This is a genomic window from Streptomyces sp. SID14478, assembly GCF_010548525.1.
Classification (GTDB): Bacteria; Actinomycetota; Actinomycetes; order Streptomycetales; family Streptomycetaceae; genus Streptomyces.
On record NZ_JAAGMG010000645.1, the window covers coordinates 1 to 3103 of the forward strand.

2 protein-coding genes are annotated in these 3103 nt (G+C 71.3%); both read left to right on the forward strand.

Annotated features, from left to right (window positions below; all coding sequences use genetic code 11):
- Positions 1-1114: VWA domain-containing protein (locus G3I40_RS47265; protein WP_239091871.1), on the forward strand; the 1114-nt coding region annotated here is incomplete at its 5' end.
- Between the two features lie 154 nt (positions 1115-1268).
- Positions 1269-2996, forward strand: coding sequence for a methionine--tRNA ligase (metG, locus tag G3I40_RS21580; protein ID WP_164303783.1), 1728 nt, complete (start codon positions 1269-1271; stop codon positions 2994-2996).
- Positions 2997-3103: the final 107 nt, after the last annotated feature.

The following is a 3103-nucleotide window of genomic DNA, read 5'->3' on the forward strand; positions in this document are numbered from 1 at the left end:
CCTCACCCCGGAGGCCGCCGCCAAGCCCTCGGCAAAGGCGGACACCCCCACCGAGGCAGCCGCCCCGGCCGAGCCCGCCGCCCCGGCCAAGAAGGCCGTGGGCAAAAAGGCCCCGGCGAAGAAGGCCCCGGCAAAGGCGAAGACCAGCACCCCGGCGGCCAAGCCGAAGAAGGCTCCGGCCACCTCGAAGGCCAAGGCCGAAGAAGCCAAGGCCCCTGCGCCTTCGCAGGCGAAGGCCGAGCCCAAGACCCCCGCCGCCTCGAAGCCGAAGGCCGAACCCAAGACGCCCGCCGCCTCGAAGCCGAAGGCCGAACCCAAGACCCCCGCCGCCTCGAAGGCCAAGGCCGAGCCCACCGCTTCGAAGGCCTCGGCCAAGACCACCGCCACCGCGGCAAAGGCCACCGCCGAGGCCCCGGCCAGGACCGAGGACCCGACGACCGGCGGAGCGCCCGCGCACAGTGCCGCCAAGGTGAAGTCCCGTGCGCCGGGTCTCGCCGCCGCGTACAAGGCCGCCGGGGCCGAGCTGAAGAAGCAGGGGCTCGACGGGGCCCGCGCCACGGTGTACCTGGTGCTCGACCGCTCCGGGTCGATGCGCCCGTACTTCAAGGACGGCTCCGCCTCGGCCCTCGCCGAGCAGGCCCTCGCCCTCGCCGCCCACCTCGACGACCGCGCGACCCCGACGGTGCACACCGTCTTCTTCTCGACGGACATCGACGCCACCGGCGACCTCGCCCTCGACGGGACGTACGAGGGCAGGATCGACGAGTGGCACGCGGCCGCGGGCCGGATGGGGCGCACCAGCTACCACCGCGCCGTCGAGGAGGTCGTCGCTCACCACGAGAAGAGCGCCGACCCGACCGTCCCGGCCCTGGTCGTCTTCCAGACGGACGGTCCCCCGGACGTCCAGCGCCCCGCGACCGAGGCCCTGGCCAAGGCGGCGAGCCGCCCGCTGTTCTTCCAGTTCGTGGCGTTCGGCGAGCACGACGCCAAGGGCTTCGACTACCTGCGCAAGCTGAAGGCGGACAACGCCGCCTTCTTCCACGCGGGCCCGGCCCCGCGCGAGCTCACCGACGCGGAGCTGTACGAGGGCGTGCTCGCGGCCTGGCGCCCGTAACCCCGCCCCGTACCCACCCCGGCCGTCCGCGCACCAAAACACCGCGCGGGCGGCCGCGCCATGTCGGCTACGATTTCTAGATTCCGCAGCCGAAACCGCAGCCGAAAACCGTCACTGCGCGCAACGCCTCGTCACGACCTGGGAGCAGCCCCCGATGGCTCGACACCTCATCACCAGCGCCCTTCCGTACATCAACGGGATCAAGCACCTGGGCAACATGGTGGGGTCCATGCTCCCGGCGGACGTGTACGCCCGGTACCTGCGCCAGACCGGCCACGAGGTCCTCTACATCTGCGCCACCGACGAGCACGGCACCCCCGCCGAGCTCGCCGCCAAGGAGCAGGGCCTGCCGGTCGCCGAGTTCTGCGCGCAGGCGCACGACGCGCAGAAGGCGGTCTACGACGGCTTCCAGCTGGCCTTCGACCACTTCGGCCGCAGCTCCTCCGAGCAGAACGCGGAGCTGACCCAGCACTTCGCCCGCAAGCTGAACGAGAACGGCTTCATCGAGGAGCGCGCCATCCGGCAGGTGTACTCGCCCGCCGACGGCCGCTTCCTGCCGGACCGCTACGTGGAGGGCACCTGCCCGCACTGCGGCTACGACAAGGCCCGCGGCGACCAGTGCGAGAACTGCACGCGCGTGCTCGACCCGACCGACCTGATCGACCCGCGCTCCGCCATCTCCGGCTCCACCGAGCTGGAGATCCGCGAGACCAAGCACCTGTTCCTGCTGCAGTCGAAGCTGCAGGGCGAGGTCGAGGCGTGGATCGACGAGGTCGCCGACGAGTGGCCGCAGCTGTCGTCCTCGATCGCCCGCAAGTGGCTGACCGAGGGCCTGAACGACCGCGCGATCACGCGTGACCTCGACTGGGGCGTCCCCGTCCCGGCCGACACCTGGCCGGAGCTCGCGGCCGAGGGCAAGGTCTTCTACGTCTGGTTCGACGCCCCCATCGAGTACATCGGCTCGACGAAGGAGTGGGCGGACAGCACGGGCCGGGGCGACGCCTGGAAGACCTGGTGGTTCGAGCCCGACGGCGCCGCCGACGTCCGGTACACGCAGTTCATGGCGAAGGACAACGTCCCGTTCCACTCCGTCATGTTCCCGGCCACCGAGATGGGTGTCCGCGAGCCGTGGAAGAAGGTCGACTACCTCAAGGCCTTCAACTGGCTGACGTACTACGGCGGCAAGTTCTCCACGTCGCAAAAGCGCGGCGTCTTCACCGACCAGGCCCTGGCGACCCTCCCGGCCGACTACTGGCGCTACTTCCTCATCGCCAACGCCCCGGAGTCGGACGACTCGTCGTTCACCTGGGAGCACTTCACGGCGACGGTGAACAAGGACCTCGCCGACACCCTCGGCAACTTCGTCAACCGCGTCCTGTCCTTCTCCAGGAAGCGCTTCGGCGAGGAGGTCCCGGCGGGCTCCGCGCCCGGTGAGGCCGAGCAGAAGCTGGGCGCCGAGATCTCCCGCCTCCTCGCCGAGTACGAGGAGCAGATGGCGGCCCTGCAGTTCCGCAAGGCCGCGGCCGCGCTGCGCGCCCTGTGGTCCGCGGGCAACTCCTACCTGGAGGAGAAGGCCCCCTGGCTGGAGATCAAGACGGACAAGGAGGGCGCCGCCCTGACCCTCCGTACGGCGATGAACCTCATCCACCTGTACTCGGTGGTCTCCGAGCCGTTCATCCCGGCGTCCGCGGCCGCCATGCGCGCGGCGTTCGCCCTCACCGGCGACGACACCCGCACCTGGTTCACCGCCGACGAGGCGAGGTCGCTGGACACCGTCCCCGCGGGCACCGCCTTCACCGTCCCGCCGGTCCTCTTCGCGAAGATCACCGACGAGGACCTGGAGTCGTACAAGGAGCGCTTCGGCGGCGAGCCCGCCGCGTGACCCCCGGCTGAGCACGAGGGCGGCCCGGGACCGACCGGTCCCGGGCCGCCGTCGTCCCGCCGTCCCTCACGCGTCGCGCCCGCGCAGCAGCAGCCACCCCCCGGCCA

What these genes read in the sequence shown, in the direction of transcription:
- metG (WP_164303783.1), top strand. Translation starts at nt 1,269, where the DNA reads ATGGCTCGACACCTCATCACCAGCGCCCTTCCGTACATCAACGGGATC.